Genomic DNA, 22,351 nt, shown 5'->3' with positions numbered 1-22,351 from the left:
GCGGCGCATTTCAATCCCCTCCAATCATGAACAAAAAAATTTCCGCTGCGCTGATTTCTGTTTTTTATAAAGACGGCCTTGAACCGGTTGTACGGCAACTGAAAGAACAAGGCGCAACGATCTACTCCACCGGCGGCACGCAAAAATTTATCGAAGACTTGGGCATTGACGTGATTCCGGTGGAAAGCCTCACAACGTATCCGTCCATTTTGGGCGGACGGGTAAAGACGCTGCACCCATCGGTGTTTGGCGGCATTCTCGGGCGGCGAAGCAACGAAACCGACGTGCGGGAAATGCAGCAGTACAACATTCCAACGCTTGATTTGGTGATCGTGGATTTGTATCCTTTTGAAGAAACACTGGTGCAAACCAAAGAGGAAAAATTAATCATTGAAAAGATAGACATTGGCGGCCCCTCGATGATTCGTGCGGCCGCGAAAAATTTTGCCGATGTGACGGTGATTGCATCGAAAGACGATTACGGCAAGCTCGTTGAATTGCTTCAAACACAAAGTGGCGAAATCAGCCTTGAGCAACGAAAAGCCTTTGCTGCAAAAGCGTTCAAAGTGGTAGCGAATTATGACGTTGCCATCAACAATTATTTCAACGCTGATGAACCGCTAACCGTTGTTGGCGCGGGAAAAGAAACGGTGCTTCGTTACGGCGAAAATCCGCACCAAACGGCCGTGTTTTACGGCGACTTGAACGAATGCTTCGAACAACTGCACGGCAAGGAAATTTCCTACAACAATTTGGTGGACATTGATGCGGCGATTGAATTAATCAAAGAGTTCCAAAGCACAACTTTCGCCATCATCAAACACACCAACGTGTGCGGCATTGCCAGCCGCGAAGACGTAAGCGATGCCTGGAAACACGCTTTGGCCGGCGACCCCGAAAGTGCTTTCGGTGGCGTTCTGGTTTGCAACCGCGAGATTGACAAAGCCACGGCAGAAGCCATCAACGAAATCTTTTTTGAAGTGTTGTTGGCTCCTTCTTATAACGACGAAGCGTTAAGCATTTTGAAGACAAAAAAGAACCGCATTTTGCTTCAACTTAAAAACACAGTTACAACAAAGAACATTTACAAGAATGCCGTGAACGGTACGTTGCAACAAGGCAAAGACGCCGGCAATTTTGATAAATGGGAAGAAGCGGGCGGACGTGCATCAGACGAAAGGGAAAAAGAAGATTTGCTCTTTGCCAACCTTGTGTGCAAGCACCTAAAAAGCAACGCCATTGCGCTGGTGAAAAACAAGCAACTGGTAGGCAAAGGTTGCGGACAAACCAGTCGCATTGATGCCTTGCGCCACGCGGTAGAGAAAGCAAAACAGTTCAACTTTGATTTAAGCGGCGCGGTAATGGCAAGCGATGCGTTTTTTCCCTTTAATGATTGCGTACAACTTGGCCACGAAGCCGGCATCACGGCTTTTATTCAGCCCGGTGGTTCTATCCGCGACAAAGACAGCATTGAATATTGCGTGGCGAATAATTTAGTGATGGTGATGACAGGGTTGAGGCATTTCAGGCATTAATCTGAACCGTGATTTGGGTAGATTATTAGGATTAGGAGGAAATAAAAACACCTTCATAAAGAAAGAGTCGTTCTGTTATGAACGACTCTTTTATTTCTTGCTAATTTTTTTATCCACCCAAATCACGGTTCAGAAATTATACGCCAATCACTTTCTTCGGCAACGATGATATTGCTCAACGTCCCCAAGGCATCAATTTCCAGTTCCACTACGTCGCCCTCTTTCAACCATTGCTCCTGGTAGTTCTCATCATTCAGTTTTCCGGTGCCGTTGAGTTCCAAAAAACAACCCGTACCCACCGTGCCGCTGCCGATGATGTCGCCGGGATAAAGATCCACACCATAGGATGCTCGTTCAATAATTTCAGCAAAAGTCCAATCCATGTCGCCCAAGTTTCCTTCGCTTACTTGCACGCCGTTCACGGTACAGGTCATTTTTAAATTCCAAGCTTTTCCAACATGGCCTTCTTTTGCGGCCGTTTCAAATTCTTCCAGTTCGTCCAGCGTTACCAGCCACGGCCCAACCGTCGTAGCGAAATCTTTTCCTTTTGCGGGACCAAGGTTGAGCAGCATTTCCTGCATCTGCAGCGTGCGGGCACTCAGGTCGTTCATGATCATCAATCCGCCGATGTATTCATCCGCTTCTTCGGCTTTGATGTTGCGGCCGTGTTTGCAAATCACAATCGCGGCTTCCAGTTCGAAGTCGAGCTTTTCAAAATGATCGGGCATGCACAAAACTTCGCCCGGCCCTTTCACGCCGTGGTGATTGGTGAAATAAAAAACGGGGTATTGATCAAACTCCGGAATCATGGGCACTTTGCGGTTTCGCCGCGCCGCTTCCACGTGCTGGCGAAAGGCATAGGCATCTCTGCACGATGAAGGAAAAGGAACGGGTGCCAGCACCTGAACGCTTTCAACCGGGATGCCTTTGCCTTGTGCAATGCGGCCTTCTTCAATCATTCGCACACCTTCCTGCGCAAAGGCAACCGAGTCTTCCCAATAATTTAAAAACATGCTCATCGTGTTGGGCAAATCAGGGTGCAAATATTCCATGTCGTACAGCAATCCGTCCACCAAAACCGCAAGCGCATCGTGTTCTTCTTTGAGGTAAGAAACCAGTTTCATGGTTGAAGAAATTTAGGCGACAAATGTAGGAAGGTATGGATGACAGATGACGGATGAAAGATGACAGTACGCAAAAGAAAAAGCAACCCTTGGGTTGCTTTCATAAATGTTTGTACAAAGCACTTTAAGCGTTGATGCTTTCGCTTGCCAAAACTTTATTAATCGCGGCTACCATTTTCTCGCCTTTTTCCTTCACTTGTTCTTCCGTCCACAACAACGAAATAGAAGTAGAAACGCAGCGGCTCATCACCGCATCGGATGCAGAAAAATCTTGCGAGGCCAAAGCCTGCAGTGCTTTTCGTTGCTCATCATGCAAAGGATGAAGCGACGATGCGTTTTTTAAATGATCCCACTTGCGGATGTAGTGCCAGTTGTTGTCGAACCAATAGAAATTTCCACCGGCAATGCCCTGCGCTTTCATTTCGGTTATTACCGCTCTTGTGAGTTCTTCGGTGGGCAAAAACCAACTCAAAAACGTGCAACTGTCGCCATCGGGATCGGGAAGCTTGCGAAAAGAAATTTGTGGGATGGCGGAGAGAATATTCTTTAACGCAGTTTGATTCTTTTTTTGGATGGCCAAAAATTCATCTACCCGTTTTACCTGTGCCAGGCCAACGGCTGCGTGCAATTCAGAAAGACGAAAGTTGTAACCAAGAAAAGGATGCAGATCCGCGCCGCGGTCAACGCCTTTGTGATCGTGGCCGTGATCACTATAAGCATCGCATTTCGTATAAACCTCTTCACTGTTCGTCAGCACCACGCCGCCTTCGCCGCAGGTCATGGTTTTTACAAAATCAAACGAAAAGGTTCCGGCATCGCCGATGGTTCCCAAACTCTTTCCTTTGTACGAAGCGCCGATGCTTTGGCAGGCATCTTCAAGCAACAACAAGCCGTGTTCTGCGCAGATGCTTTGCAGCGCATCCATGTCGGCCATGCTGCCGCACATGTGCACGGGCATGACGCATTTTGTTTTAGGTGTAATCGCGTTTCTTACAGCACCGGGATTTAACGTGAGGGTTTCATCCACGTCAACCAAAACAGGAATGGCACCCACGCTCAACACGGCTTCAAAACTTGCCACAAACGTAAACGAAGGCATGATGACTTCGTCTCCCGCGCCAATGCCCAAAGCGGCCATCGCCGTTGTCAGTGCGGCTGTTCCGCTCGACACAAGCTGCGCATGTCTTGAACCAAAACGGTTGCAGATGGCTTGTTCGAGTTCTTTTGCTTTCCAGTGGCCTTTGCGCTGCGCATCAAAACCGTAGCGCATCAGCACGCCGCTTTCTACCACGTCCATTAATTCTTTGCGTTCCGCATCGCTCCACAATTCATATCCGGGCATAAAATAATTTGAGAGTTAAGATTTGAAATTGAGAGGAGCAAAGGTAGGAAGGAATGCCCTCAACCCTTGCCAGCGAATTGGCGTAAACGGACGCACACCATGACACAAAAAATATTTTCGCACGGAGCAAACGAGAAGAAAAACATTTGTGCACATCACGCCAACCTCAAACCATAAACTAAAAACCACAAACCGTTTAAGGTCTTTCCTGTGCCCGCAGCCAGCGTTCGGGATAGTCGTTGTTGCTGGCTATGAGATAATCTTTATACGAGCAGGCAATGAATTCCTTGTCCGGCATCTGCATCCACCAGCGGCCGGTTTTTTTGCTTTGCAAAAACACGGTATCCACGTCGGAGAACATCGTGTGAAACTCGTTGAAAGATTCGCGTTCGTCCAGTTTTGCTTCGCGTTTGTTTCGACTGAAACCGTCAATAAAATACCAAAGCATCTGGCTTAGTTGCTTCGCCGTAAGGCTCTCCACGTCGCGTTCGGGACGGTAATTGTAAAGCCCCACGCTTTGCAGGTTCGGGCTCATGCCGGCGTATTGCATCAGCGTACAGGCTTCCTCGCCGTTCAAGCCGTTTGGTGTAAGATGATTGGCCGGTGCAAAAGCGGCTGCAATCGCGGAAATATCAAAAGCCATAAAACTGCAATTGCGAATGACGGGTTCCATTTCTTCCATGTGTTCCTTCACCGTACCCACGCGAAAGCAGTCGAAGCGCAACTTGTCCATTGTTTCCAACATGCGCGGATGCACGTAATAGCTTTGAAAGCCGATGTGGTTATAGTGCCGCATGTAGTTGGGCTCAAGCGTAAGCAATTCCATCAAAAAATTATCGGCGCGAAAAGGCGATTCAAGATTAATGTCAATGAGCGCATCCACGCCCACGGCGTCAATTGCGTTTTTGTCGTCGGCGAAAGCATGGTATTGCGAAAGCGCAAGGTCGTTGGAGCCGCCAAGAATGACAACGGTTTTGTTCGCACTGATTAATTCATGCACGACCATTTTTAGCGCCGCGTAGGTGTCGTTAACGGTCTTGCCAATTTTTACGTCGCCCGCATCGGCAAGTTTTACGTCGCTGTGCCATTGGTACAGGTTGTAAAACTCGCTGCGTACCGAGGTCGGAGCCGTGCTTTGATGAAGCAAGGCTGCGCCGCGTTGTTCGCCGCAACCAACCAATACAATATCGGCTTCGTCAAGGTTTGGAAACTCTTCCTCGTAGGTGTCAATGCTTTTGCCGATCTGTCCTTCTTTGTAGCCTGTGTCATTGCTGATTTCGGCGCAGTTGACAGGTTGTAAAAAATCTAATATTGAATCGAACATAATTTTTGGTTTGGTGAGAAGTCAAACGTTAAACGTGAGACAAGGCACTCCGCTCATACAATCATATTGGAGAGCATGGCAAAACATTTGTTCAGCAGCTCACTTGTTTTTTGTAATTGTTCAAGTTTAAAATAATCAAGATCTACTGCAGTTTCGAAAGCCGCATCTATTTCTACAACCGACCCTCTTGCGATTTCGATGAAACGGTTTCGCTCTACTTCAGAACGTCTCGTTGAGCCTTCAGCTAAATTCAATTTCACCGACAAAGCCGCTCTCCTGATTTGCTGCACCATGTTGAATTTTTCTTCTGGGGGCAGCAACATTGAAGCCTTGTAAACCTCTCTCGTCAGTTCACGTACAGCTTCGTAAACATGTAGCGACTTGTGTTTGAGTTGCAAAAACATATACGTTGGTTTTGGTTTAAAGTTTTTCTGGTTTCACGTTTATCGTCTCACCTCTCACTTCCTTTCATACACCGCGTAACCCCACGGCTCGATTGATGTAAGCGCCGGTTCTTTGTTCATTAAGAAAACGTTGCTCCATTCTTTTTCCGAGGGTTGGTCGGTCCACGTAAATTTTTGCGGCTTTGCCGAAAGATTAAGCACAACCAAAACTTTATTGGCTCCATTCTGTCTTTCATAAGCATAAATAGCCGCATCGTTTGAGGTGCGTAATTTTTTAAACGATGCGTTTGCTGCCAGTGCGGAATTGCTTTTGCGCAGATTCAAAAGCGTTTTGTAAAAAGGCGCACGTTTGTAATCGTGCATCGTTATGGTGTCTTTGTAGAAAAAACTTACGCTGTCAAGGAAAGGTTCTTCCTGTCCGCTGTAAATGAGCGGCACCGATTTCGCAAAGGTTTGCGTGAACACGGCAAAGGGTGCATGAGAAGCGCCGGGCATGGTGCCGTAGTCGGCTTTGTTCCAACTGTTCTCGTCGTGGTTGCTGGTGAAATACATTGGAATGGCAGCCGGCGGATAAGCCGTGTCGTATCTGGCTTTCACACTGTCCAACGCAAATGCCAGACGCTTACCCTTTGCCACGTTTATCATCATGTGAAAAGCGTCCCAGGGATAAAACGCATCAAAGCCGTTTTGCAGGAGATAAGGCTTGTCGCCTTCGGCCAGAAAGAACATGCCGGGCTTTGCGGCTTTTAACTGCGTGATGCATTTCTTCCAAAACTCACCGGGCACGTTCCAGGCTACGTCGCAACGAAAGCCATCAATGTTCGTATTCTTCACCCAGTATTTCATGGCCGCGATCATGCTGTCCTGCATCTCGGTGTTCTTGTAATCAAGTTGACGAACATCGCTCCAATCAAAAGCCACGGCCGGTTTCCCGGTACTGTCTTTCACAAAAAAGTTAGGATGATTGTTTAGCCAGGGATGATCGGCGCCGGTATGGTTGGGCACCCAATCAATAATGACTTTAAAGCCCATGCTGTGTGCTTTGTTCACAAGGGCCTTCCAATCGTCCATGTTGCCGTATTCGGGATTGATGGCATCGTAATCCGACACGGCATAATAACTTCCCAATACACCCTTGCGCCCAAATTTTGAAATGGGGTTGACGGGCATGAACCAAAGCGTTTGCACGCCCATGTCTTTTAAGCGTTGAAGGTTTGGCGCGAAGGCGTTGAAGGTTCCCTCCGGTGTGTATTGCCGAACGTTGACTTCGTAAACATTGCCTTGTTCAATCCAGGCCGGGTGGCCATCAACAGTAGCCGCAGAATCGGATGATGTTTTGCTTGCAGAATCGTTGGCCGTTGTACTCGTGTTGGCGGTGTTGCTGCAAGACGTCAAAAAAAGAACAGCGATGACCGCTGTTGAAAAGAGTTTGCACATAGCAATTGTGTTTGCGCTAATGTAGGGAAAAGGAGACATTCCATATCTGCGAGATAGGGAATGTTTGTTTGCGAAAATATTATTTCATGTATTGGGCTTTGTTCTTTTCGAGGTAACGCACCACCGCCAAACGAATGTCAGACAAAGGCTCGCCTTTGCCGGCGGTGGGGTAGACTTTCACCACGTCCACGTTATCGGGTTTTAAAAAATCCATGTTGGCTTCCTTACCCGAAAAAACAAACTCCGGCAGCACCATGCGGTAGGTTTTTGCCGGGTCAATGGCTTGCCCGTTTAATATCCATTTATCAGCAACGTAAGCAAGGTTTTCGCTGTACTGCAAAAAGCCACCGCTGCCGATGTTTTTTCTTCCCGCTTCCAGCATTTTAATCACCAAGCTTCCTTTCATATCGGCTTCGCTAAGAGCGCCGCCAAAGGGCAGCGTCCGCAAAATATCGTATTGCGTAACGGGCGACTGCAGCACATCGTCCACGCGGATGGAGCCGCCGTTCATCACGGCAATGTCGGCCCGTGGTGCGGCGTCTTTGATGGCCGCAACAATTAATTGCGTAAGGTTGGTTGGCCGGCTGCGCACGGCTGTTTCACGGCCTTCAAGCGGTTCGCCTTTTTCGATCATTACTTTTTTTGCATCAAAGCCAAGCGAACCGTAATTCTCTTCGGCAATGCGGTTCCATTTCTGCACCACCACATTTGTTGCGCTGTCCAAGGCTACTTTTTCGTTCAGTGTTTCGATGCTTGTTTTTACGTTGTGCGTGCCTTTCTTTTTGTTGATGCGCAATTGAATCACGTAAGCATTCTTTGCATTGGCAACGGCTTTGGTAATGGGGATACCGGCCACCTTTGCGTAGCGGCCGTCGTGTTCGTGCCCGCCAATGATGGCCGTAAGGCCGGGAACTTCTTTTGCCAACAATTCATCGGCATCCATGCTTTGGTGCGTGATGGCGATAACGACATCGGACGAATCTTTCAACGCATTGTAGGCTTCTTTCGCCGCTTGCATTACATCGGTATAGCTTACAAAATCCGCTTTGTTGAAAGGACCCGTGAGCGCCAACATCCCAATTTTCGCGGTGGTGCCATCGGCGTCCTTTACCCGCAGGATAAATGTTTTTGGCAGCGGCCCTTTGCCTTCTTTTACAAAAGGCTCAACACCGCTTTTTGTTTTGTGAAAAGCATTGGAAGAAATCCATCCGAAAGATGACTCGTCAATGCGGTCCTGCAACTCGCTTTCCTTAATGTCAAATTCGTGGTTGCCAAACATGGCGTAATCCAACCCGGCGCTGCCCAGGGCTTCTACCATTTGCTTGCCGCGTACGGCTTTGCCAGCCACCTGTAAACTGTTGTAAACGGAAGGGCTGACGAAATCGCCGGCGATAACCAAAAATGTGTTCGGGTTCTTTTGCAGGTATTCTTTTTTCAATGTGGCTACTCTTGCAATGCCGCCTTCTTTGCCACCGCCAAGCGGCGCTATTTCATACACATCATTTATCTGGAGAAAGGTTACGTCAATCTTGCCGTTGTCTTTGTTGCCGGTAATTGAGCTTGCGGTTTTGCACGACACAAGAATGGAAAGCGGAAGAATGAGAAGGAAGAAACGTTTCATGCCGGTTAAGTTGTGGCGCAAATATAAGCCTTGCCCAAACCGGCCTTCGGTCTGGAGAAGGAGATAGCTGCTCACAGACACTTGCTTTTCAACGAGACGAAAAAATCCAGTCAGACTTTTGGTGGCGTTTTTATTTATGGATTCGGCGGCAGACCCACTATTCAACGTTCCTTGCGTTGCACTCTTTAACATTCGGCGCATTAGTGGACAAGGGAGACGTCGCTGGCAAGCAGGATTGGGTAAAGCTTGGGCCCGGCACATTTTTTTTACCTTCAAACTCTAAACTTATTGTTATGCGTTGGCAGGGACAAGAAGAAAGCGGTAACGTAGAAGATCGCCGGGGCATTGGCGGTGGTCACATTGCAGTGGGCGGCGGCATCATCGGCGTCATCGTATTGCTCTTCAATCTTTTCACCGGGAACAACGTTGACCCCTCGCAGTTGCCCATGGGAAACGGACAGCAATCAACGCAGCTATCGCCCGACCAGAAGGCTGCCCAAGACGACCAGGCCAAGTTGTCAAGAGTGGTCTTGCGTTCCACCGAGAAAGTTTGGGCACAGCAACTGCCGCAACAGGTAAACGTTGCGTACACAAACCCGATCCTTGTGCTTTTTAACGATGCCACACAATCGGGCTGCGGCGGTGCCAGCAGTGCTACGGGGCCGTTTTATTGTCCAGCCGATCAGAAGCTTTACCTCGATCTTTCTTTCTTCGACATGCTGAGCAACCGTTTTCACGCCGCCGGCGATTTTGCCAAGGCATACGTCATTGCACACGAAGTGGGACACCACATTCAATATCTCTTGGGCACGTCAGATAAAATGGACCGGCTGCGCCAGCGTTTGAGCGAAGAGGAATACAATAAATACTCGGTGAAGCTGGAATTGCAGGCTGATTTTTTTGCCGGCGTATGGGCGCATTATGCGCAAGGCCAGGGCTTGCTGGAAGCCGGCGATATGGAAAGCGCATTAAAAGCCGCGCAAGCCATTGGCGACGACCAATTGCAAAAAGAAGCACAAGGTTATGCGGTGCCCGAATCGTTCACGCACGGCACATCGGCGCAACGGATGTTTTGGTTAAAGAAAGGTTTTGAAACCGGCGATATAAAACAAGGCGACACGTTTAACGACCCGGGTTTACAATAAGAGGTTTGTGGTTTTGTGCGGTGCGAAAAGGCTTTTGAAACGCAGTCTTATTCTAATGATTGCGTTTTCTTTTTATAAAGCCGGAGCCATTGCTACTGTCCGCGTTCGTTGTGTCACCTGCTTCATCGTTCAGCGTACCGCTCAATTTTTTTCGAATCACAAAAGCCTTCAACGACCGTCACCCCAACCACAAACCCCAAATTTTTCCTGCGGCTTGGGAATTGCATACGCTTTTTGAACTCATGCTTTAACCTGACCGCAATGAAATACGTCTTTTGTTTCTGCCTTGCCTTTTGCTGCACCGTCCTTCGTGCGCAAGACACGGCCACCCACCGCCTGAAAGGTGTCTTCTTTCCCTATCCAATGGACAGGCCCTGGAAAATTTCGCTTGGCTTTACCAACACCACCATGCCGTACGACATTACAGAGGAAGTTCATTACCGCATTCCCGCGCTTGACATACACATTCTCAAAAAGCTTGCGCCAAATTTTTATACCGACATACGCGGTAGCGTGCAGGTGTTGCAAAATCTTTTCACCATCGGTCCGCGGTGGGTGCACAAGTTCAGCGAGCGTTATTCAATGGCCTTGGGGAACGATGTTGGCGTGTGGTTTGGCAACGTGAACGTGCAGGAAATTAAAACGCGAGGGCACGGCTTTGAAAACATTCCCAACTTTTCGCTGGGCCGGCGTTTTAATAAAAAAGTTCTGCTCACCTTTCGCGCCGATGCCCTGATGGATTTCGGCATCAAAACCTATGCGGTTGACACGGAATTAAAAACAAAACGCCGCTTGCTGAGTGGTTCTTCATATTCCATTATTTTGGAACAACCTTTTTACGGCAAGAAGGCGCTAACGATTGGCTTCCGGGCTATTTACAGCGATTTCTTCTGGCAAACCTGGACGCTGTTTGAATCCTTCGACCGCAACATCTTTTACCCGCAAATCATTGTAGGCCTTAACTTATGAAAAAGAAATGCCTTCTTTTTTTGTTGCTTCTTTTGTTTTTCTCCTGCAGAAAAAAATACGAAGCACCCGTTCCTTCGCTTAACTGGGATTTGTACAATGCGTCTTCGGCCGTGAAGCTAACGAGCAAGGCGGTGAAACTGCTCGATGGCGTTTACAACATCAGCGACGGCAACGATCGCTTTGGCAACGATTGTGCATTGAAGTGGAGTTATACCGCCAACGGAACGGATACGACTTACAACCTTTCTTTCTTTTGCCAAAAAGACATCATCTATTTTGTTTGCGAAGGCAAGCGCACCGCTGACAGCTCTATTTTACTTAACGGTTATTGGCGAAGAATGATCGGCACCGAAACCGGAAAGGTCTGGCTTACCATTGACAGGAACAACGGCGCCATGAAATTGCTTAACAACACATGGACACCAGGCGACAACCTCATCATCACCGGCAATTACGGCCTCTCGGACGATGCGCCTTCCATTCCTGTTTCACTGCGCTATGCAAGGCCTTTGTATAAAGGTAAACCACTTGAGATTGTGGCACACCGCGGCGGCGGTCGTTCTGCTGATTTATTGCCGGCTTCGGAAAACACCGTTGAAATTGTAAAGCTGGCGTCACGCTTCGGTGCCACGGGAATTGAAATAGATGTTCGCCTGACTTCCGATGGCGTACCCATCTTGTTTCACGACGCCACGTTGAACGAAAGACTAATCCAAAAAAACGGAATGGTAGGGCCGGTCGGCAGTTACAGTTATGCGCAGTTGACATCGCTGGTGCGGCTGATTAACGGCGAACGCATTCCCACCTTGCGCGATGTCCTTAATACAGTGGTGTACAACACGGCTTTGCGTTACGTATGGCTGGATACAAAACTGACCGGCAATCTTCAGGTAGAACGCGACCTGCAAGCCGAGTTTATGCAAAAAGCCGCAGCCATTGGCCGCACGTTGCTCATCACCATCGGCATCCCCGATAAAACCGTGCTGGATAATTTTAGAGCATTGCCCAACTACGCCTCTGTACCCTCGGTAAATGAATTAACGATTGACGACGTGCATGCCGCCAACTCAACAATTTGGGGCCCGCGATTTACACTTGGCTTGCAAAACGACGCCGTTTCGTCCATGCACGGTGAGGGCCGCAAAGTGTTTGTTTGGACGCTCGACAGCCAAGCCGATATAAACGAATTTTTAACCAACGGGCAATTCGACGGTATTCTTTCCAATTACCCATCAGCCGTAGCGTATGCGTATTATACAAAACAATAAAACCCTTTTATTGCTGATTGCCCTGGTCGGTGTTTTTGCCGCAAAAGCGCAAGAAGAAAAATTTACGTCGCGTCCTACGGGCCGTGGCGAGTACTCGCTGGTGGCCTATTTTGGCGGCGGCATGAGTTATTATCTGTCCAACGGCGGCGCACCTGCTTACCTGCAACCTACCGTACACAAGTTTAACCCGGTGGGCACGCTGCGCATTATGTGGTTTCCCGATCACTTGTTAAAGGCAGGTTTGGAAACCGGACAGGTAACATTTTACAGATACGATTTAAAAGACTCCGTTGGAAAGAGCGGAAAAATTTCGCTAAACGCAACACCCATTTTACTGGAGTGGGGCATGTCGCTAAAAAAGCACCTGAACATTTTCGCCGGCTCGGGTATTTATCTTTTAAACACAAAACTCGATTACGCCGGCAATGTCACAGCTAATAAGTTGAGTGTAGGCTGGATGGCGGCGGCCTCGTACATCTATCCCCTTGGCTCACAAACCGGACTGGGTGCCGAAGTAAAATGGCTTTACGCAGCCGAAACGTCCAATGGCTCTCTTTGCGGACAGTTGCAATTAGTGTGGCGGTTTTTAAGGTGGTGATCCGGCAATCCGTTTATCCGTTTAACCGGGTCGCCGGATTAACAGATTACCCGATAATTCCCTAATGCTTTAAAGTCAAAACCACCGCTCCTGCCGGTTTTCACGAAATTTTGTTTTTTGGGTTGGTTAGCTTTGGTACGTTCTCAAAACAAACCGCGATAACACAACCCCTTTTCCTATGCTCAAGCTTCTTTGTCTTTTCCTCGTTCTCCTTTGCGTAAAACTCCATGCGCAAACGATTGCCGACAGCACCGAGCTTTGCTTTGCCTCCGACACGCAAAAGCCCATGTGGGTAGAAACGCTTTTCCTTAAAAAAGATCACAACCAGCAAGCCACCAAACTGTTGTTTGATGCCGTGACCAAACGCAAGCCCGGCGCCTTTTTCATTATGGGCGATGTGGTGAACCTCGGTTACAGCAATCATCAATGGAAGCCGATGGACGCTTATCTAAAAAGCCTTCGTGATGAGAACGTGCCGGTATATGCAGCCCTTGGCAACCACGAAGTAATGGGACAAGCCGGTAAAGGAATGCGCAAGTTTCAGAAGCGTTTTCCCGACCATGTGCCCACGGGTTATCTGGAGGTAAAGGATTCAGTTGCGGTCATTCTGCTGAATTCAAATTTTGGAACGCTTTCGGCTGAACAAAACACCGCACAAATAGCTTGGTACAAACAAACGCTCCAAAAACTTGACGCCGATCCCGCAATCCAGTTTATCATTTCCGGTTGTCATCATTCGCCTTATACCAACAGTAAAATTGTGGGCAGCAGTAAAGACGTGCAGGAGAAGTTTGTTCCCTTGTTCATGGCCTCTAAAAAAAGCCGGCTTTTTATCAGTGGCCACTCGCACAACTTCGAGCATTTTCAAAAAGGCGGGAAAGATTTTCTGGTCATTGGCGGCGGCGGCGGACTGCACCAGCCTTTGCGCACCGGCCAGGGTTGCCTTGATGACTTGGCAGTTGATTACAAACCACAGTTTCACTACCTCACCGTAAAACGTTGCGGCGACGAGTTAAAAGTTAGCTCTGTGCAATTAAAAAAGGATTTCACTTGCTTCGACAACGGGCAATCACTGGTGATAGGGAAGGAAGCAATTCCGCTGGCCGATGTGGCGGCTGTGAAGGCAACCAAATAGAGATGTCGCTTACCTTGTAAATAGGCTGACCCAATCATGTTTTTGATTGGGTTTTTTATGTACCGGACTTTTGTACCGCTATTCAGCTTTCGTTGCGTCGCACACTTGTGCGTTTGGTAAGTCTATTCAACACCGGGCCAACCTGTCTTTCATTTCTACCGTTCTAATAATTGGTGCAGTCAGATTTAAAAGAAATCTTGCTTTCGGTTGCAAGTAAAGTCCGCAATTCGCCTTTCTTTTAAATCCATCTTTTGCTTAAATCAAGCGGGCTGCGAGGACTTATATTTGCCCGATGAACAACGCACAAGCTGCCATTCCTCTTTCCTTTCATCCGGCCCTGCGCACAGCCGCCAAAGTCGTCTCTTACCTTTTTCATCCCTTGTTTGTGCCGGTTTACGTTGCGTGGTTTTTTGTTTTCGTGTTGCGTTTGTTTCCCGATCTGGAGCCTTTTCGTAAAGGATTGCTCCTTGTTCAATTTTTTGTAAGCTACACGTTGTTGCCGCTGGCTACAGTGCTCATTGCAAAAGCCCTGGGTTTTGTCAAAACAGTTCAGCTAAAAACCCAAAAAGACCGCATCATTCCCTACATGGCTTCCATGATCTTTTACTTTTGGATGTGGTACGTTTCAAGAAATCTCGGCTTTCCAAAAGAGTCAGTAATGTTTAGCCTGGCTGTCTTTCTGACGACTTGCTTCGGTGTTTTTTTCAACAACTACTTTAAAGTCAGCATGCACGCACTGGCCATGGGTGTTGTTATTGCTTTGCTTCTTTTGCTCTCGCTGCGCAGCAGCCTTAATTTCGGGCCTTATTTATCTGTTGCCTTGTTTATTGCAGGCTGCGTTTGCACGGCGCGGCTGCTCAATGCCGACCACAACCCGTTTGAAGTTTATGCAGGCTTGTTTTTGGGTGCGCTGTCACAGGTAATTGCATTCATTTTTGTTGCGTAATTCTTTGGCAACCCATGTTCAGAAAATAGTTTTCCGGCGCAAAAGAAAAGCGCCCCGGAAACCGGAGCGCTATGCAATGATTTAGTCTTTTTCTTACCCCGGTATTCGTGAAATGTATTTTTCAATTTGTTTGATCTGATCGACAATCTGCGGCGTGGTAGGCTTTAAAGCCTTGGCTTTGCGAAAGAAGTCTTTAGCGGCGCGGTAAGAGTTCATGTCGCGTTTGTTCATCATGATGGAACACATCTGCAAATAAGCCGCGGCCTGGCTTTCCTTGTCGTGCAAGCCTTTGCGCAAGGCTTGGCGGATGTAGCTTTCGCCCTGCTTGAAATCGTTTTTCTGCAAAGCCAACATGCCCATTTGCAGCAGGCTGGCGCCTTCGGCTTCTTTCATTGGCATGCCCAGGTCGAGGCCTTTTTTCATGTTCTTTTCGGCCGTGTCAAAATCCTGCTTCATCATTGCGAGGTTGCCCTTGAGGGTATAATAAACCGAGCGAATAGGCTTGTACAAAAGGTTGGGAAATTGAATGGAATTGACGATGCGTTCGGCTTCTTCCATGTTGCCTTCTTCCATGTGCACTTGTATGAGGCGCAAAGGCCCGAAGAAAAAATGACCGGCGATTAAAATAACACCAATAAGATAAAGCGGAAACACCGGCCAAAAGCCGCTGACCGTAAGGTTGAGTGCCAGGCCCCCGATAAGCAAAATGATTCCTATATAGAGACGATACTGAATGAGCCGGTTGTAAAACTTCATAGACGATTTTCAGGGAGGGCAAAGATAAGCGCTAAATAACATTCGCTCTTGCCGGGTGCGTCCTTGGCTGTCGGGCTCAACAGAACAGCCACTTTCTTCTTGCGAGATAAAATTTACGGGTTGCCTTACTGCACAGCGTCGTTGATCTCTATCCAATAGCCGTCGGGGTCTTTAAAATAGATTTGCTTCACGCCGTCCACCCGCGTAGTGATTGATTGGGGTTTGCCGGGCCAGTCTTCGTAAGGAATGTTGGCTTTATTCAACCGCTTTACAAAAGCATCTACCGAAGGAACACTAAAGCAAAGGTGGTTGTCTTTGGCATGAGGCGTGGGAGAAGCCGCTCCGGCAATGACGTGCAAATGGCCGGTTGGTCCAACGGCGAACCACGTGTGCTTGCCGTCGTGAAAGGGTTCGGGAATGGTATCAAGGCCAATGACATCTCTATAAAAGACGGTGCTCTTTTGCAAATCGGTTACGTACAAGGCAAGGTGATTAAAGACCGGTTTTTGTGCGTTCATATAAAAGGGAAGAAAAAGGTAAACGGTGAGAAAACAAGGAGAAAAGAATCTTTTCATTGCCGCGCTTTTGGTTGGCTAAATGTAGGTTTTCTGCCCGATTGTTTTTGGGTAAGGGCCGAACCTTTATTTTTGTGGCCTTTCGCCGGCCCCGTAGTTCAATGGATAGAATAGAAGTTTCCTAAACTTTAGATACAGGTTCGATTCCTGTCGGGGCTACCAAACCGGAATTTTTGAAAATTAGCTCAGAAGTTCCGGTTTCTCTTTCCTCTACAAGTCCCTTCTGGCGGGCAATGAGCGTAAATATCGAATTCATTTTTACGGTTCGAGGTTGGCTGGTTTTCTTGGAGTAGTGTATTCCTTTGGGGAAGATGGAAAATTGGAGCTTTTGTTTTTCCTTGTAATCGCTGGAAGTCCATACAGACGGAAGTTCCATGAGATAATCGGTAGAGCGTTTGACAAGCCTTTCCAGGTTCGAGGTGGAAAATGTGCTCATGCCGACATAGGCTTCCATCTCTTCCCTTTCTTTGCGGAATTTGAGTGTATGAATTCCTGTGCATGTTGACCCATTATTGGATATTTTGGAAGGTTCGTACCAGATTAAATTCATCCTTTAAAAGGCCGTTGATCCGCTCGGCAACTGCATTCTCATAGGGGTCGCTTTTTTCTGTCATCGAGATCGAGATATGCGATGTCAATAGAAGCTGCACATAAGCGTTGCTGCAATATTGAATGCCCGGTCAGAGTGATGTATCAATCCGTGGTTTGCTGGCTTGGTCCGTGTGCTTAGGGCCATCCCAAGCGCCTTCACTCACTCTTCTGTTTCCAACGTAGCTTCCAGATTGTAGCCCACGATCTTTTTGGAATAGGCATCGGTAATCAGCGATAGATAACAAAAGCTTTTGGACAACGCGATGTACGTGATGTCGCAGACCCAGACTTGTTCTGCTCGTACCAGCTCCAGTTCCCGCACCAGGTTGGGATACTTTCGAAAGCGATGGCGGGAGTTGGTCGTGCTTACTTTTCGCTTGCGTTTTTTGACCAGCAGGCCCCCTTCCATTAAAAGGGAAAACAAGGCGTCCCGGCCCATCTTGATGTGATGCTGTAAAAGAAAATCTTTGAGTAAATACTGAAGTTTCCGAGTGCCTACTTTGGGCAATTCCCTTCTAGTCAAGGCCACCTGCTTAAGCACCAACGCAGCCCCCATTGACTCTTTTTCTTTTCGCCAGCCGCCTTCGTAAAATGCCTGCCTTGTTTTACCAAACAGTCCGCACAGCTCTTCCAGGCTACCAAGAGCATAATGCGCTTTTACAAACCCGACTGTTTGGTACCAGACTTTTTTCTGATGTTCACTCCAATTTCCCGTTCTGCAATGTCAATCATGGTTTCCAGGCAGATGATTTTGCGCTTGGCCTCTTCCAATTGTTTTTGCAGCTCTGTTTCCTTATTGCTCTTCGTTGAACGCGACACAAGATTGATGTTGCTGATAGCGGGTTGTAAATCTTCCATAGCAGAAAAGTCGGAAGAATATCTCTTCACCCATTTGGAGATCATGCTGCCGCTGCCTTTGGGCAACCTGTATTTGGCTACAATTTGCGCAAGCGTTTGGGAACTGGTCCGTACATCGTAAAGCACGGCCCGAACAATCGCCGGTGAATACTTCGATTTTGCGTTGCGCCGCTTCTTTTTTCTTGCATTTTTACACCGCTTAGTGTAAAGCTATTTTAGGACTAGACAGGGTTGGTTCTTGCATCCAGCCAGTGCAGCATGCTTATTATTATCGGTGTTGTCTTTTTAAGCCTTCGGCTTTTTTATCTTTTTAGAAATATTTTGGCGGATTAAAAACTTATCGTAATATTGCGATATAAATACAATGGGAGCAACGAAATCATACGAGTTCAGTGCAAAGGAAAACAGGTTGGCGAAATATGCTAAAGCTTTGGCACACCCTGCACGAATTGCCATACTGAAGTTTCTTGCTAACAAAGCAGCTTGTCAGTGCGGAGACATCGTTGAAGAACTGCCGCTTTCCCAGAGCACCGTTTCACAGCATCTAAAAGAACTAAAAGAAGCCGGACTGATTAAGGGAGAAATCGATGGAGCAAAAGTGTGTTATTGCATTGATGAAAAAGAGTGGAAGGCGGCACAAGCCTGGATTAATCAACTTTTTGAAAGTTATAAGGGTGGCAGCAATTGTTGCTGACTTTTTTTTGTTCGTAATCATCGTAATATTTCGATAATACTCTAAAATAAACGTCATGGAAACACAAGAACAAGTAAAAGAACGGGTAAGGCAGAAATACAGCGAGATTGCTTTACAGGACAAAGACACAAATGCATCTTCCTGCTGTGGTTCGGGTGGCTGTTCAACTGAAGTGTATAACATCATGGCAGATGATTACACAAGCCTTGAAGGTTACAACCCCGATGCTGATTTGGGCTTGGGTTGTGGACTGCCTACACAATTTGCCAAAATCAACAAGGGTGATGTAGTCATTGACTTGGGCAGCGGTGCAGGTAACGATGCGTTCATAGCACGGCATGAAACAGGTGAGACCGGAAAAGTAATCGGGATTGACTTCACCCCAGCTATGATTGACAAAGCAAGACACAACGCTGAAGTCAGAGGATTTAATAACGTTGAGTTCAGGCAGGGCGATATTGAAAAGATGCCGGTAACAGCCAATACGGCCGATGTGATTGTGAGCAATTGTGTGTTGAACCTTGTGCCAAATAAAGACGGAGTTATCAAAGAGATTTACAGAGTGCTGAAGCCTGGTGGACACTTCTCAATCTCTGATATTGTTTTAGAAGGTCAGTTGCCAAAAGAAATTAGGGAAGCTGCCGAAATGTATGCAGGTTGTGTAGCCGGTGCAATTCAAAAGCAAGTGTACTTGGAACTCATAGAAGCCAACGGTTTCAAGAATATCACAGTGCAAAAGGATAAAGCTATCGTTGTTCCTGACGATATCCTGAAACAATACCTATCAGATGAACAGCTTTCAGCTTTCAAACAATCCGGTACAGGCATTCGAAGCATCACCGTGTATGCAGAAAAGCCAACAAACGAAGAAAAGGCTTGCTGCGGTACTGATTGCTGTAATTAATCAAAACGATAACCTTCTTTTCCTCATTACAAATGCTTTTAAAATGAACATCAATAACAACCAAACACCACAAAATGAACCACAGTGCTGCATTGACTATTGCAGAACATCTTTCAGCGTTTCAGGTCAGGAAGTAGTCAATAACTATAAACGCGACCAACAGCCTTTTTCCACTTCTGATTTATGGAGAATACGCAGAAAGAAAAAAGAAGTAAGCATCAGAACAACCGTTTAATAAATACCAAACCATTTTATACTATGCAAATAGTAAAAGCTACGGAGCAAAGCCGTGATGAAATAAAGAGCCTTTTACAATCGCAAAATCTTCCGACAGAAGATTTACCGAATGTCCTTACCGACTTCTATGCAGCGGTTGATGCAGGTAAGTTAATAGGACTGATTGGAATGGAGCGATACGGTCATTACGGCTTGCTTCGTTCAATGGTTGTTCACCCTGACCACAGAAATAAGCGTATAGCTGAAACATTGGTAACACAGCTTGAACAGGAAGCAAAGTCCAGCGGCATTACAGAAATGTACCTGCTTACGGAAACAGCGGATAAGTATTTTAGCAAAAAAAGTTACTCCACAATTACCAGGGATGCAGTGCCGGCAGAACTAAAGGGCTCATCGGAATTTAGTCATGTATGCCCCGTTAGTGCTATTGTGAGGAAGAAACAATTGGAAAGGCAACCCGAAACAGTATCCTAACAAAACAACGAGTTAATTATAAATCTATGTCAGCAAAGGACTGTGCTCCGGCACTTGAAAGAAAGCGGTTAAGTTTCTTGGACAGGTATTTAACCCTTTGGATATTTTTAGCGATGGGCGTAGGAGTAGCCATCGGTTACTTCTTTCCCTCGTCTTCAATATTCATCAATTCCTTTTCATCAGGCACAACAAACATTCCTTTGGCAGTAGGGTTAATCCTGATGATGTACCCGCCATTCGCTAAGGTCAGATATGAGAAGCTGAAAGAAGTGTTCAAGAATACAAAGGTCTTAGGAATGTCATTATTCCTCAATTGGATAATAGGACCCATCTTAATGTTCATCCTTGCTATACTTTTTTTACATGATAAGCCCGAATACATGGTAGGTCTTATTTTAATTGGCTTGGCTCGATGCATTGCAATGGTCATCGTATGGAATGAACTCGCAGAAGGTAGCAGGGAATATGCAGCTGGTTTGGTAGCGCTGAACAGCATCTTCCAGGTACTGCTTTACAGCGTTTATGCGTATGTATTTGTAACTCTATTACCGCCACTCTTTGGCATCACCGGTTCAGAAGTAAAAATAACCATCGGACAAATTGCAGAAAGTGTTGCCATCTATTTAGGTATCCCTTTCGCAGCAGGTGTAGTAACAAGGCTTATACTTCGGAAGGCAATGGGCGACGAGTGGTACACAAGCAAATTTATACCCGTCATTTCACCCATCACATTGATTGCACTACTCTTTACCATTGTTGTGATGTTCAGTTTGAAAGGAGAACTGATTGTTCAGATACCTTTTGATGTAATCAGAATAGCCATTCCTTTAGTCATCTACTTTGCCATCATGTTTGTTGTCAGCTTCTTTACCGGCAAGAAAATGGGAGCAGACTATTCAACCAATGCATCAATCGCTTTTACAGCCGCAGGCAACAATTTTGAATTAGCCATTGCAGTAGCTATTGGTGTTTTTGGCATCAACAGCGGTCAAGCCTTTGCCGGTGTGATTGGACCATTGGTAGAAGTCCCGGCACTCATTGCATTGGTCAATGTGGCTTTTTGGTTCAGACGGAAATACTACACAAAACAACAATTACAAAACGCTTAAATAACATCGAATGAGAATTGCACTCTTTAGCGACATTCATGCAAACCTTCCGGCACTCGAAGCCTGCTTTAAAAGCATTGAAGAACAAAAGCCAGATGGTATCTATTGCCTGGGCGATTTAGTAGGCTACAACATTTGGGCAAATGAAGTAGTGAATGAAATAAGGAAGAGGGGCATCCCGACTATTGCCGGTAACTACGACCAGGGAATTGGTTTAATGAGTGATGAATGTGGCTGTGCTTACAAGACAGAGCCTGAAAAAGACATGGGCAAAATATCCATCAGCTTCACCAACTCCATCGTCAAACCCGAAGAACGAAAATATTTAAGAACCTTACCGGCACACATCAAAGTAGAGTTTCAGCTAAATAATGACAAGCTCAATTTGTTATTAGTGCATGGCAGCCCAAGAAAGATAAACGAATATCTTTTTGAAGACAGGGAAGAGAAAAGTTTATTGAGAATTATGGAACAGGCAGATGCAGACATCATGTGCTTTGGTCATACTCACAAACCTTATCACAGAATACTACCAGCAGAACCAACGCAGAACACTCATTACCGCCATGCAATCAACATCGGTTCGGTAGGTAAACCAAAAGACAACAATCCAAAGGGCTGTTATGTAATTCTAACAATCAACCAAGATAGCAGCATAACCAACAAAGATGCGGTACAGGTTGAGTTTATCCGGTTTGACTACGATGTAGAAAAAGCAGCAAAAGCAGTTGAAGAAAGTCCATTGCCAAACGACTTTGCTGAAATGCTCCGGAAAGGGTATTAGTCTATCTAACCTCGTTTAGATAGATCTGGAAAAACTCGGATTTTTTACTGGTCAGTTTTACCCGGTAATACCCAATAAGGGACACAAATCCCTTAAATCCTGTAGCAAAAAGTTCGAATTTTCAACCCTTGGGGCTACAAATGTTATCGTCGGAAATAACTTTCAGCTTGTTATTTCCGACGATACAAATGATCTATAAAACTTGTTGATCCCTGCCATTTGTGCCAACGTTTGGGAACTGCTCTTAAAATCGTAAAGCACAGGACGAACAATCGTCGGTAAATAATTCACTTTTACATTCCTCCGCTTCATCTTTTCTCTTGCACTTTCTACAGTCTTTGGTGTAGAACTATTTTCGAACAAGACAGATGACGTTTGGAGTTGTAATCATCCATGATGATTACAACCGCGAGCCTTGATCGTTAAAATTGACACAGCCAATTCATGCCGATGCATATTGACGCGCCGTTTTTGAAATATTAAATCAGTTGAATTGATTAGGAGGTTTCTTCCACGAAATT

The 22,351-nt window shown here is 46.5% G+C and carries 22 protein-coding genes and 1 tRNA gene; 13 read left to right on the top strand and 10 right to left on the bottom strand.

All coding sequences use genetic code 11. From position 1 onward, the window contains the following. Window positions 1-26 precede the first annotated feature (26 nt). Entirely contained in the window at window positions 27-1,535 is a 1,509-nt protein-coding gene (gene purH / locus FSB75_RS15285) for a bifunctional phosphoribosylaminoimidazolecarboxamide formyltransferase/IMP cyclohydrolase (protein WP_146789267.1), read from the top strand. Window positions 1,536-1,657: 122 nt separating this feature from the next. On the opposite strand, the gene FSB75_RS15280 is transcribed toward purH, so the two are convergent. The 6 genes from FSB75_RS15280 to FSB75_RS15255 all read right to left on the bottom strand — a co-directional run bounded on the left by FSB75_RS15280 (window position 1,658) and on the right by FSB75_RS15255 (window position 8,787). Beyond that, window positions 1,658-2,659, bottom strand: coding sequence for a fumarylacetoacetate hydrolase family protein (locus FSB75_RS15280; RefSeq protein WP_146789265.1), 1,002 nt, complete (start codon window positions 2,657-2,659; stop codon window positions 1,658-1,660). Window positions 2,660-2,783: 124 nt separating this feature from the next. Continuing rightward, on the bottom strand, window positions 2,784-4,001 hold the full coding sequence (locus FSB75_RS15275; RefSeq protein WP_146789263.1) for a DegT/DnrJ/EryC1/StrS family aminotransferase: 1,218 nt from the start codon (window positions 3,999-4,001) through the stop codon (window positions 2,784-2,786). A 196-nt stretch (window positions 4,002-4,197) separates the two neighbouring features. Next, the gene (locus tag FSB75_RS15270; RefSeq protein WP_146789261.1) at window positions 4,198-5,325 is read right to left on the bottom strand and encodes an arginase family protein; all 1,128 of its coding nucleotides are present in this window, start codon (window positions 5,323-5,325) and stop codon (window positions 4,198-4,200) included. A gap of 53 nt (window positions 5,326-5,378) precedes the next feature. Next, window positions 5,379-5,729 carry a four helix bundle protein gene (locus FSB75_RS15265; RefSeq protein ID WP_146789258.1) on the bottom strand — a complete coding sequence of 117 codons (351 nt, stop codon included), beginning with the start codon at window positions 5,727-5,729 and terminating at the stop codon, window positions 5,379-5,381. A gap of 54 nt (window positions 5,730-5,783) precedes the next feature. Then, a complete protein-coding gene (locus tag FSB75_RS15260) occupies window positions 5,784-7,166 on the bottom strand; it encodes an alpha-amylase family glycosyl hydrolase (RefSeq protein WP_172623167.1) in 1,383 nt (460 codons plus the stop codon). 79 nt (window positions 7,167-7,245) lie between these two features. Beyond that, window positions 7,246-8,787 carry a bifunctional metallophosphatase/5'-nucleotidase gene (locus FSB75_RS15255; protein ID WP_172623166.1) on the bottom strand — a complete coding sequence of 514 codons (1,542 nt, stop codon included), beginning with the start codon at window positions 8,785-8,787 and terminating at the stop codon, window positions 7,246-7,248. A 293-nt stretch (window positions 8,788-9,080) separates the two neighbouring features. Here FSB75_RS15255 and ypfJ point away from each other — a divergent pair, with 293 nt between their 5' ends. The 6 genes from ypfJ to FSB75_RS15225 all read left to right on the top strand — a co-directional run bounded on the left by ypfJ (window position 9,081) and on the right by FSB75_RS15225 (window position 14,848). Continuing rightward, the gene (gene ypfJ / locus FSB75_RS15250; protein ID WP_146789252.1) at window positions 9,081-9,932 is read left to right on the top strand and encodes a KPN_02809 family neutral zinc metallopeptidase; all 852 of its coding nucleotides are present in this window, start codon (window positions 9,081-9,083) and stop codon (window positions 9,930-9,932) included. 261 nt (window positions 9,933-10,193) lie between these two features. After that, the gene (locus FSB75_RS15245) at window positions 10,194-10,901 is read left to right on the top strand and encodes a hypothetical protein (RefSeq protein ID WP_146789250.1); all 708 of its coding nucleotides are present in this window, start codon (window positions 10,194-10,196) and stop codon (window positions 10,899-10,901) included. Then, window positions 10,898-12,169: a glycerophosphodiester phosphodiesterase gene (locus tag FSB75_RS15240; RefSeq protein WP_146789247.1), complete on the top strand. Its 1,272-nt coding sequence runs from the start codon at window positions 10,898-10,900 to the stop codon at window positions 12,167-12,169. Before FSB75_RS15245 ends, FSB75_RS15240 begins: the two co-directional genes overlap by 4 nt. Continuing rightward, window positions 12,147-12,767, top strand: coding sequence for a hypothetical protein (locus FSB75_RS15235; RefSeq protein WP_146789245.1), 621 nt, complete (start codon window positions 12,147-12,149; stop codon window positions 12,765-12,767). The genes FSB75_RS15240 and FSB75_RS15235 overlap by 23 nt, the downstream gene beginning before the upstream one ends. Window positions 12,768-12,945: 178 nt before the next feature. Further along, on the top strand, window positions 12,946-13,902 hold the full coding sequence (locus FSB75_RS15230) for a metallophosphoesterase family protein (protein WP_227990601.1): 957 nt from the start codon (window positions 12,946-12,948) through the stop codon (window positions 13,900-13,902). A gap of 292 nt (window positions 13,903-14,194) precedes the next feature. Beyond that, a complete protein-coding gene (locus tag FSB75_RS15225; protein WP_146789243.1) occupies window positions 14,195-14,848 on the top strand; it encodes a hypothetical protein in 654 nt (217 codons plus the stop codon). A 93-nt stretch (window positions 14,849-14,941) separates the two neighbouring features. Here FSB75_RS15225 and FSB75_RS15220 read toward each other — a convergent pair whose 3' ends face one another. Both FSB75_RS15220 and FSB75_RS15215 read right to left on the bottom strand, forming a co-directional pair. Further along, window positions 14,942-15,604: a tetratricopeptide repeat protein gene (locus FSB75_RS15220; protein ID WP_146789241.1), complete on the bottom strand. Its 663-nt coding sequence runs from the start codon at window positions 15,602-15,604 to the stop codon at window positions 14,942-14,944. A 125-nt stretch (window positions 15,605-15,729) separates the two neighbouring features. Next, window positions 15,730-16,179, bottom strand: a complete 450-nt coding sequence (locus FSB75_RS15215) for a VOC family protein (RefSeq protein WP_227990600.1) — start codon at window positions 16,177-16,179, stop codon at window positions 15,730-15,732. 87 nt (window positions 16,180-16,266) lie between these two features. On the opposite strand from FSB75_RS15215, the gene FSB75_RS15210 reads away from it, so the two are divergent. Continuing rightward, window positions 16,267-16,341, top strand: a tRNA-Arg gene (locus FSB75_RS15210). A gap of 589 nt (window positions 16,342-16,930) precedes the next feature. Here the strand turns inward: FSB75_RS15210 and FSB75_RS15200 are convergent. Next, window positions 16,931-17,293: a hypothetical protein gene (locus tag FSB75_RS15200; RefSeq protein WP_146789240.1), complete on the bottom strand. Its 363-nt coding sequence runs from the start codon at window positions 17,291-17,293 to the stop codon at window positions 16,931-16,933. 134 nt (window positions 17,294-17,427) lie between these two features. Then, a complete protein-coding gene (locus FSB75_RS15195; protein ID WP_146789238.1) occupies window positions 17,428-17,754 on the bottom strand; it encodes a hypothetical protein in 327 nt (108 codons plus the stop codon). Window positions 17,755-17,992: 238 nt separating this feature from the next. Here FSB75_RS15195 and FSB75_RS15190 point away from each other — a divergent pair, with 238 nt between their 5' ends. From FSB75_RS15190 to FSB75_RS15170, 5 genes are all read left to right on the top strand, one after another. Then, the gene (locus FSB75_RS15190) at window positions 17,993-18,322 is read left to right on the top strand and encodes an ArsR/SmtB family transcription factor (RefSeq protein WP_146789236.1); all 330 of its coding nucleotides are present in this window, start codon (window positions 17,993-17,995) and stop codon (window positions 18,320-18,322) included. Between the two features lie 55 nt (window positions 18,323-18,377). After that, a complete protein-coding gene (locus FSB75_RS15185; protein WP_146789234.1) occupies window positions 18,378-19,226 on the top strand; it encodes an arsenite methyltransferase in 849 nt (282 codons plus the stop codon). A gap of 183 nt (window positions 19,227-19,409) precedes the next feature. Further along, a complete protein-coding gene (gene arsN2 / locus FSB75_RS15180; RefSeq protein WP_146789232.1) occupies window positions 19,410-19,937 on the top strand; it encodes an arsenic resistance N-acetyltransferase ArsN2 in 528 nt (175 codons plus the stop codon). A 26-nt stretch (window positions 19,938-19,963) separates the two neighbouring features. Next, window positions 19,964-21,046, top strand: a complete 1,083-nt coding sequence (gene arsB, locus FSB75_RS15175) for an ACR3 family arsenite efflux transporter (protein ID WP_146789230.1) — start codon at window positions 19,964-19,966, stop codon at window positions 21,044-21,046. Between the two features lie 10 nt (window positions 21,047-21,056). After that, the gene (locus tag FSB75_RS15170) at window positions 21,057-21,830 is read left to right on the top strand and encodes a metallophosphoesterase family protein (protein WP_146789228.1); all 774 of its coding nucleotides are present in this window, start codon (window positions 21,057-21,059) and stop codon (window positions 21,828-21,830) included. The last annotated feature ends 521 nt before the right edge of the window (window positions 21,831-22,351 follow it).

Origin of the sequence: Flavisolibacter ginsenosidimutans, from assembly GCF_007970805.1 — a bacterium.
GTDB lineage: Bacteria > Bacteroidota > Bacteroidia > Chitinophagales > Chitinophagaceae > Flavisolibacter > Flavisolibacter ginsenosidimutans.
This window is presented reverse-complemented; position numbering and strand designations above follow the sequence as displayed.

Coding starts and splice junctions, on each gene's coding strand:
- purH (WP_146789267.1), top strand. CDS start 27: ATGAACAAAAAAATTTCCGCTGCGCTGATTTCTGTTTTTTATAAAGAC.
- FSB75_RS15280 (WP_146789265.1), bottom strand. CDS start 2,659: ATGAAACTGGTTTCTTACCTCAAAGAAGAACACGATGCGCTTGCGGTT.
- FSB75_RS15275 (WP_146789263.1), bottom strand. CDS start 4,001: ATGCCCGGATATGAATTGTGGAGCGATGCGGAACGCAAAGAATTAATG.
- FSB75_RS15270 (WP_146789261.1), bottom strand. CDS start 5,325: ATGTTCGATTCAATATTAGATTTTTTACAACCTGTCAACTGCGCCGAA.
- FSB75_RS15265 (WP_146789258.1), bottom strand. CDS start 5,729: ATGTTTTTGCAACTCAAACACAAGTCGCTACATGTTTACGAAGCTGTA.
- FSB75_RS15260 (WP_172623167.1), bottom strand. CDS start 7,166: ATGTGCAAACTCTTTTCAACAGCGGTCATCGCTGTTCTTTTTTTGACG.
- FSB75_RS15255 (WP_172623166.1), bottom strand. CDS start 8,787: ATGAAACGTTTCTTCCTTCTCATTCTTCCGCTTTCCATTCTTGTGTCG.
- ypfJ (WP_146789252.1), top strand. CDS start 9,081: ATGCGTTGGCAGGGACAAGAAGAAAGCGGTAACGTAGAAGATCGCCGG.
- FSB75_RS15245 (WP_146789250.1), top strand. CDS start 10,194: ATGAAATACGTCTTTTGTTTCTGCCTTGCCTTTTGCTGCACCGTCCTT.
- FSB75_RS15240 (WP_146789247.1), top strand. CDS start 10,898: ATGAAAAAGAAATGCCTTCTTTTTTTGTTGCTTCTTTTGTTTTTCTCC.
- FSB75_RS15235 (WP_146789245.1), top strand. CDS start 12,147: ATGCGTATTATACAAAACAATAAAACCCTTTTATTGCTGATTGCCCTG.
- FSB75_RS15230 (WP_227990601.1), top strand. CDS start 12,946: ATGCTCAAGCTTCTTTGTCTTTTCCTCGTTCTCCTTTGCGTAAAACTC.
- FSB75_RS15225 (WP_146789243.1), top strand. CDS start 14,195: ATGAACAACGCACAAGCTGCCATTCCTCTTTCCTTTCATCCGGCCCTG.
- FSB75_RS15220 (WP_146789241.1), bottom strand. CDS start 15,604: ATGAAGTTTTACAACCGGCTCATTCAGTATCGTCTCTATATAGGAATC.
- FSB75_RS15215 (WP_227990600.1), bottom strand. CDS start 16,179: ATGAAAAGATTCTTTTCTCCTTGTTTTCTCACCGTTTACCTTTTTCTT.
- FSB75_RS15190 (WP_146789236.1), top strand. CDS start 17,993: ATGGGAGCAACGAAATCATACGAGTTCAGTGCAAAGGAAAACAGGTTG.
- FSB75_RS15185 (WP_146789234.1), top strand. CDS start 18,378: ATGGAAACACAAGAACAAGTAAAAGAACGGGTAAGGCAGAAATACAGC.
- arsN2 (WP_146789232.1), top strand. CDS start 19,410: ATGGAGAATACGCAGAAAGAAAAAAGAAGTAAGCATCAGAACAACCGT.
- arsB (WP_146789230.1), top strand. CDS start 19,964: ATGTCAGCAAAGGACTGTGCTCCGGCACTTGAAAGAAAGCGGTTAAGT.
- FSB75_RS15170 (WP_146789228.1), top strand. CDS start 21,057: ATGAGAATTGCACTCTTTAGCGACATTCATGCAAACCTTCCGGCACTC.